General features: G+C 68.8%; 9 protein-coding genes and 1 pseudogene. 7 read left to right on the top strand and 3 right to left on the bottom strand.

All coding sequences use genetic code 11. From position 1 onward, the window contains the following. Together O3X23_RS35480 and O3X23_RS35475 are read left to right on the top strand one after the other, a co-directional pair. Nucleotides 1-388, top strand: a pseudogene (locus O3X23_RS35480) (AMP-binding protein); the annotation flags it as partial. A gap of 131 nt (nucleotides 389-519) precedes the next feature. Continuing rightward, nucleotides 520-1,248: an SDR family NAD(P)-dependent oxidoreductase gene (locus O3X23_RS35475; protein ID WP_269276737.1), complete on the top strand. Its 729-nt coding sequence runs from the start codon at nucleotides 520-522 to the stop codon at nucleotides 1,246-1,248. Nucleotides 1,249-1,333: 85 nt separating this feature from the next. Here O3X23_RS35475 and O3X23_RS35470 read toward each other — a convergent pair whose 3' ends face one another. The 3 genes from O3X23_RS35470 to O3X23_RS35460 form a co-directional block, all read right to left on the bottom strand. Further along, nucleotides 1,334-2,098, bottom strand: coding sequence for an AfsR/SARP family transcriptional regulator (locus O3X23_RS35470; RefSeq protein ID WP_269276754.1), 765 nt, complete (start codon nucleotides 2,096-2,098; stop codon nucleotides 1,334-1,336). 755 nt (nucleotides 2,099-2,853) lie between these two features. Next, nucleotides 2,854-3,549 (bottom strand): DUF5701 family protein, encoded by a 696-nt coding sequence (locus tag O3X23_RS35465; protein WP_269276736.1) that lies wholly within the window; start codon nucleotides 3,547-3,549, stop codon nucleotides 2,854-2,856. Nucleotides 3,550-3,638: 89 nt separating this feature from the next. After that, complete coding sequence (locus tag O3X23_RS35460; protein ID WP_269276735.1) at nucleotides 3,639-4,052, bottom strand: cytidine deaminase family protein; 414 nt, start codon at nucleotides 4,050-4,052, stop codon at nucleotides 3,639-3,641. Nucleotides 4,053-4,267: 215 nt separating this feature from the next. Here O3X23_RS35460 and O3X23_RS35455 point away from each other — a divergent pair, with 215 nt between their 5' ends. The 5 genes from O3X23_RS35455 (at nucleotide 4,268) to O3X23_RS35435 (ending at nucleotide 7,042) form a co-directional block, all read left to right on the top strand. Further along, the gene (locus tag O3X23_RS35455) at nucleotides 4,268-4,600 is read left to right on the top strand and encodes an ArsR/SmtB family transcription factor (protein ID WP_269276734.1); all 333 of its coding nucleotides are present in this window, start codon (nucleotides 4,268-4,270) and stop codon (nucleotides 4,598-4,600) included. A gap of 34 nt (nucleotides 4,601-4,634) precedes the next feature. After that, on the top strand, nucleotides 4,635-5,288 hold the full coding sequence (locus tag O3X23_RS35450) for an NAD(P)H-dependent oxidoreductase (RefSeq protein ID WP_269276733.1): 654 nt from the start codon (nucleotides 4,635-4,637) through the stop codon (nucleotides 5,286-5,288). A gap of 101 nt (nucleotides 5,289-5,389) precedes the next feature. Continuing rightward, nucleotides 5,390-5,824, top strand: a complete 435-nt coding sequence (locus O3X23_RS35445; protein WP_331283986.1) for an SRPBCC domain-containing protein — start codon at nucleotides 5,390-5,392, stop codon at nucleotides 5,822-5,824. Beyond that, nucleotides 5,821-6,165, top strand: a complete 345-nt coding sequence (locus tag O3X23_RS35440; RefSeq protein ID WP_269276731.1) for an ArsR/SmtB family transcription factor — start codon at nucleotides 5,821-5,823, stop codon at nucleotides 6,163-6,165. Before O3X23_RS35445 ends, O3X23_RS35440 begins: the two co-directional genes overlap by 4 nt. Nucleotides 6,166-6,232: 67 nt before the next feature. Beyond that, complete coding sequence (locus O3X23_RS35435) at nucleotides 6,233-7,042, top strand: SDR family NAD(P)-dependent oxidoreductase (RefSeq protein WP_269276730.1); 810 nt, start codon at nucleotides 6,233-6,235, stop codon at nucleotides 7,040-7,042. The last annotated feature ends 19 nt before the right edge of the window (nucleotides 7,043-7,061 follow it).

Genomic DNA, 7,061 nt, shown 5'->3' with positions numbered 1-7,061 from the left:
CGGCCAGGCGTACGGCACGACGGAGACCGGCATCGTCGCCGCCGACCCAACCGGCTGGTTCGCCCCGGGCTCGGTGGGCATGGTGGCCCCAGGGGTACGGGTCAGGATCGTCGATGGTGAGCTCCAGGTCCGGATGACCGGCACCCCGTACTGGGGGCCGGAGGAGGCGCCCGCCCGATTCCTGCCCGACGGCGATCCGGACGGAGCGGGCTGGTTCTGCACCCGGGACCGGGCGGTCCGCGATCCGTCCAGCGGCGCGCTGCGCATCATGGACCGCGTCGATCCCCCGGCCGACCGGCACCAGCTGACGCGCGGCGTCGACCACGTCCTGCTCTCGGACCGGACGGCGTCCCGCTCCCTCACCCGCAGCGGGGCACCCGCGGGCTGACCGGCAGGCAGCGGGCGGCGGGCCGGGGTGGCGGGCGATGCAACCGAATGACGTGGGAGGTGTTCTTCCAGCTAGCAGGATTCGTTCACCTCTCACAAGGAGACGTCGCGTTGACCCGCACCCTGACTGGGATGACAGCGGTCGTCACCGGAGCCGGCAGCGGCATCGGGCGGGCGACGGCACACGCCTTGGCCGACCGCGGCGCCAATGTCCTGGCCGTCGGCCGGACCCGGGAGAAGCTGGTGGCCACGGCCAGGGACAGGTCCTCCATCGTGCCGATGAGTGCCGACGTCACGGGAAGGGCGTCGCCCACCGCCATCATCGCGGCCGCGCTGGAGACGTTCGGCGGCATCGATGTCCTGGTGCACGGTGCCGGGAGCCTGCGGTGGACACCGCTGGGCACCGTGTCCGCCGACGACTTCGACCGCTTCATGGCCGTCAACCTGCGTGCCCCGCTGCTGATCACCCAGGCGGCGATGGCGCCGCTGACCCGGTCGGCCGGGACCGTCGTCAACATCAGCGCGTCCTTCGGGCAGCGGGGCTGGCCGGGGCTGTCGCTGTACGGCGCGGCCAAAGCCGGCCTCGACTTCTTCACCCGGACGTGGGCGGGCGAACTCGCCGACCGCGGCATCCGCGTCGTGTCCGTGGCGCCCGGGCCCATCGAGACACCCATCCTGGAGAACAACGCTCTCGGCGACCGGGCCGTGACCGCCATCCACCGATTACACGAACTGCTCCCGCTGGCCCGGGTGGGGAGCGCCGAGGAGGTCGCCTGGTGGATCGCCAACTTCGCCGAGCCGCTGGCGGCCTACACCACGGGCGCCATCCTCCCGGTGGACGGCGGATACGGGGCCGTGTGAGCGGATTGTTCCGGACCCCACATTCCCACCGTATGCTCACAGAATTCCCATCGAATCCCTTATGGCGCCCGTTTCCCGCAAAACTCTAGCCCGAGTTGAGAATTCGGTACTGTAATTCCTGCACCGGCGTGCCCGGCTCTATGCCGAGATCCGAGACGAGATTCAGGCGCAGCCTGCCGAACACGTCGAGCGCGCGGACCCGGTCCCCCGACATGCTGAGGGCGCGCATGTATGTGCAATGCAGCCCTTCGTGCAGCGGATGCTCGAAAACCGGAACGGCGAGATCGGCGATGGCCTCGTGGTACATCCCCATCCTGATCTTGACGTCGGAGAGATCCTCGATCACCCCGAGCCTCGACTCCTCCAGTTCACGCCGCTGCGCCTCCAGCGCGAACCCCGTCGTCACGTCCACGAAAGCGGGGCCGCGCCAGATGTCGAGCGCGCGGCTGAGGATGGTCAGCCCCTCCGCGTCATCCCCCTGCCGGATCACTCCGCGGCCGTCGGTGACCAGGCTCCGGTAGGCGCCGTAGTCGAACTGCGCCGACCTGTCGCTGAAGACGTAGCCACCCGGCTTGGTCATCAGCAACTCGCCTGCCACCGACCGCGCCGACAGGCCGGTGAATTGCTGGAGCACCTTGCGGGACTGGAAGACGTAGGTCTGAACGTTGCGCAGCGCGCTCACGGGTGGGTCGTCCTCCCAGATCTCGCGCACCAGGGACGAGACGGGGACGACCCGGCCGGCGTTGGCCAGCAGGACGGCGAGCACGGTGCGCGGCTTCGGCGCCAGTTCCACCTGGTGCACCGTGTCATCGAGGGAGACGTACAGCGGACCTAAAACTCCTATATTCATACCCACTTCACAATTCCTTCAGGCCGACTTTTCCTGTAGAAACATGAGAAATAATGAGGCACGCCGAGTGACCGCACGTGCAGAGGTCACCCAATTACCGTACCCCGGCCACGCCCTCTGTCAAGATACGGCTGAATCAAACCTTGTGGCGCCGGAAACGATTGCTGCTTCTTATCCCATTCTTTACCCTCGCCATGCAACCGTCCGGCGTGCGGCGGTGTTACGGCGTCGCGCTCACGATGTGGCGAGGAATCCGCCGCCGTCCGAAATTCCGACAACCTTCCGTCTGGCTGAGTTATCCCTACCCGGGGCCAAAAAGCGCACACCAATCCGGCCGATTCCCAACGGTCGGCAGGCGCTTCGGGGATCCTCCGTAAGGGCCCCCGGAGGACACCGGCGCCACCGGCGCGCCACCCGGAGGTGGACCCGCCACCCGTGCAGACCTGGCACGCGGCGGCGGGAGCAGAGGCCAGGAGCCGGCAGTCAGGGCCCGGCAACCCCCGGACGGCCGCACCGGCACCTTCCGGTGACCCTGGCCGGATCCCGCCGGGGCGCACAAACCGGAGCGCGGGCAGACCGCACGAAGGCCGTACCGGGCAGGACGGCTTGACGTGCCATCAGATATGCGTCAGTCGGGAATTCCCGGCATGCCCCACCTGACCGCCATCCGGCCATCATGGCCCGCTCCCATCATCCTGAACAGCCCGAAGCGGGACGCCGAGCCGGGCTCGACCCGGGAGGTAATCAACGCATGCCTAGCCCCCGTTGGTCCGACGGCCCGTCGCGGAGGCGAAGCCCAGCCAGGTGTGCCGGTTGCCCGCCCAGCACCAGCCGACCTTGGCGGCGTTGCGGCGGTCCCGGCCGTCCCGCCCGGAGCCGTTACTGATCCAGATCGCCGGGGTGCGGGCGTCCAGGGTGCCGTTGGCCTTGGGCAACCGGGAGCCGATCGTCATGAAGCAGTGGTTGCGCTCCAGGACGTCGGGCCGCTGCAGCACCCAGTGGATGCCTTCGGTGAGCGCCAACGGGGTACGGCCCTGCGCGGTGAGCGCGGGCAGCGCCTCCTGCGGGCTCCAGTTGGCCATCTCGTCGCCGCGGTCCACGCCGGTGAGGAGGTAGAGCGGGGCGTCGGGCAGGGCGACCGTGTCGAGCGGGGTGAAGAGGTCGACGTCGGGCATGTCGGTGACGACGAAGCCCGGCTTGTCGTCACGGAGCAGCAGCGGCGCGAGCGCGGAGGCGGGGGCGCGCTCCGGGTGGAGGGCGAGCAGGGCGCCCTCGCCGCCCGCCGGATTCTCGGCGGCTTCGGCGTCCTCGGCGAAGCCGCGAAGCTCGGCCGCGGACAACCCGGCGATCGCGTGCACCCCCAGTTCGATCAGGCGCTCGGCCTGCACGCGCAGGCCCGGGAGTACACGAAGAGCGGTGGAGGTGGTGGCGCTGGGTGTGGTTTCGGGCACGATGCTCCCAGGGACAGCGACGTGGACGGGTTCACGGCCAACGAGGCGACGGACGCGAATGTTCCCGCCGCCACCTCACCCGCACCGCTTCACTCGGCGTCGAGTTGGTGGTCCGACCAGACGTAGCTCTCGGGCAGGAGGTCGGTGATGGAGACGGTTCGCAGGCCGTCGCTCGTGCCGACGATGACGTCGAGGGCCGGGAAGTAGTCCAGCAGGACCTGGCGGCAGCGGCCGCAGGGAGGCACTACCCCGCGCTCGCGGTCCCCCACGGCGACGATGGTGTCCAGGTCATAGGCGCCCTGAGCGGCCGCGGTGCCGATGACGACCAGTTCCGCGCAGGGGCCGCCAGTGAAGTGGTAGGCGTTCACCGCCGTGACGATCCGGCCGTCCCGGGCGCGGGCCGCGGCCGCCATGGTGTGGTTGTCTCCCTGGCAGCGCGTGGCCGCGACGTGCGCCGCGGCCGCGATCAGTTCGTGGTCCACGCGGTCGTTCCGGTTGGTCATCTTCTCTGCTTTCCTGCGGGGTCGGGCGCGACGCCGGGGCGGCTGCCGATGCTGCGGAGCCGGCATCAGCATGGTGCGGGGTACTCCGTCGCACGAGTTTGCCCCACTCGTTGGCGGGGTGGCTCGGAACAGGGCGGTCGCGGTCCGGGATCGGGATGCGATCCGGGATCGAGATATCGTGATGTGTCGACGTGCGTGTGCGAGAGAGGTGGCTCATGGCTGGGACGACGGGTTCGGATCCGGGCGATCTGATCGAGGTGTTCAAGGCCCTCGGCAACCCTGCCCGCCTGCAGATCATGCAGTGGCTCAAGGATCCGGAGACGCACTTCCGCGAGTACGAGCCGATCGCGGACCGGGAGTCGGTCGGCGTGTGCGTCACACACATCCAGGCGAAGTCGGGCCTCGCCCAGTCCACCGTCTCCGGCTACATGAGCACGCTCGAACGTGCGGGGCTCGTGCATCCCACTCGCGTGGGCAAGTGGACGCACTACCGGCGCGACCCCGAGCGGCTGGCACAGGTGGCGCGCGCGATGGACACCAGCATCTGATTGACGAATCGCGATATGTCGATATGATCTCTTCATGTCGACATCCAATGCTGCCCCCACCGCCCTGATCGTCCATGCCCACCCCGAGCCCCACTCGTTCAGCACGGCCCAGATGACCACCGCCGCCCAGGCCCTGCGCGATACCGGGTACCGGGTCGACGTCCTCGACCTCTACTCCGAGACGTGGAACCCGGCCCTCGCCCGCGAGGAGTTCGCGCCGATCGACGGGCCCTTCAAGCCCCAGGCCGAACAGATGCGCGCGGTCGAGGACGGGACGCTCGACGCGGCGGTCAGGGCCCATCTCGACCGGCTGCTCGCCGCCGATCTGCTCGTGCTGTCATTCCCGATGTGGTGGTTCTCGCTGCCCGCCATCCTCAAGGGGTGGGTCGACCGGGTCTTCGTGATGGGCGGGACGTTCGGCGGGGACTACGGCCTGTTCGGCGACGCGGCGCTCGCCGGGAAGCGCGCGATGCTGCTGTTCACGACCGGCGGATCCAGTCAGTCGTTCAGCCCCGGTGGAGCCTTCGGCTCGATGGACGACTTCCTGTTCCACATTCACCGCGGGATGCTGGAATTCGTCGGCTACCGGGTTCTCGAACCCGTGATCACCTACGGACCGGCCCATATGACCGACCAGGACCGGGCAGCGGCGCTCGAAACGGTCAGAGCGTCGATACGCTCGATGTAGCCGTCGTTGCGCAACGCAAGGTTGCGCATTGCCCGAGTGGCCTCTAAAGTCATACGCAACCAATGGTTGCTTATTGGAGGTCCCTGGTGGAGTTCGGAAAGTTGGAGCGCGAGATCCGTATCGACGCGGCACCGGAGATCGTGTTCGATGTCGTCAGCCGCCCCGAGCACCTCAAGATGTGGTGGTCCGATGACGCGTCGTTCGAGCCCGCGCCAGGCGCGGTCGGCGAACTGACGTGGGGTGACCGGGCCGTGGTGGAACAGTTCACGGTGGTCGACGTGGATCCGCCCCACAGATTCGCGATCCGCTGGATCGCTCCCGATGGCCAACTGCCCGACGCCGGCAACTCCCTCCTGATCACCTTCGAGCTCGAGCCCTCCGGTGACGGCACCATCCTGCGCCTGGCGGAGAGCGGTTGGCGGGAGAAGGGCTGGGAAGCCGCGGTGCTCGAGGAAGCCTTCCACGACCATGAGCGCGGCTGGGACCTGTTCCTGCCCAGGCTGCGGGGCTACGCCGTTTCCGTGGTGGCGCGATGAGCGCCGCCGTCGACGACGAACTCTGGTCGGCGATCGGCGATCCGGTCAGGCGCCGTCTGCTCGACCTGCTGCTCGCGGAGGGAGTCGGTACGCCGACCAGCCTGAGCGATCATCTTCCGATATCGCGCCAAGCGGTCACCAAGCACCTGGGTGTCCTCGATCGCGCGGGCCTCGTGCACGCGACACCCATGGGCCGCGAGCGGCGCTACGAAGTGGACGAGGCGCAGCTCACCCGCGCCGTCCGGCAACTGGACGCAGTCGGCAGGACCTGGGACGCCCGGCTGAACCGCATCAAGCGCATAGCCGAAGAGATGCAACGCCAGAGCCGGAAAAGCGACTGACCAGGGCGACGGTGCGGCCGTCGTCTCCGGGAACCTCGCAGAGAACCCATCACCTTGGAGGAAACATATGAGTGGGCTGCTGGCCGACAGGAACGCTGTGATCTACGGAGGCGGGGGCGCTATCGGCGGCGCGGTCGCCCGGGTCTTCGCGCGGGAAGGCGCGAGGGTCTTCATCGCCGGGCGGACGCAGGCCAAGCTCGACGCCGTGGCACGTGACATCGCCGCCGCGGGCGGGACCGTCGAGACCGCGCGGGTCGACGTCCTCGATCAACAGGCGGTCGACCAGCACGCCGACGCCATCGCGTCGACGGCCGGCAGCATCGACATCGCCCTCAACGCCGTCAGTGTCCCGCACGACCAGGGGACCCTGCTGGCGGACCTCTCGCTGGAGGAGTTCATGCGGCCGGTCGACGGCTTTCTGCGCACGCTGTTCATCACCAGCAAAGCTGTGGCACGGCACATGGGACGCGAGCGTCCTGGCATCATCCTGACGTTGTCCGAGCCGGGTTCCAAACTGGCCGTGGGCGGCATCCTGGGGCACAGCGTGAGCGCTGCCGGCAAGGAGGCCTTCTCGCGGGTACTGGCCGCGGAGCTGGCCCCCAACAACATCAGGGTGATCGGCATCCGCCCACACGCCGTCGTCGACGCGCCGGCAGCGGGTTCCTATACCAAGGACCTCTTCCAGCAGACCGCGGCAGCGGCCGGGCAGTCGGTCCAGGAGTTGCTCGAAGGCGGAGGCATGGCGCAGGGCACGCTCCTCAAGAGGCTGCCCACGCTGTCCGAAGTCGCGGAGACGGCCGCGTTCCTGGCTTCGGACCGGGCGGGAGCCATGACCGGCACCATCGTCAATCTGTCCGCCGGCGCACTCGTCGACTGAGACCGCTGCGCCTCATCAG

This window comes from Streptomyces sp. H39-S7 (assembly GCF_027158205.1).
Taxonomy (GTDB): domain Bacteria; phylum Actinomycetota; class Actinomycetes; order Streptomycetales; family Streptomycetaceae; genus Actinacidiphila.
Note: the sequence above shows the minus strand (reverse complement) of the source record. Positions and strands in the feature narration are given on the sequence as shown.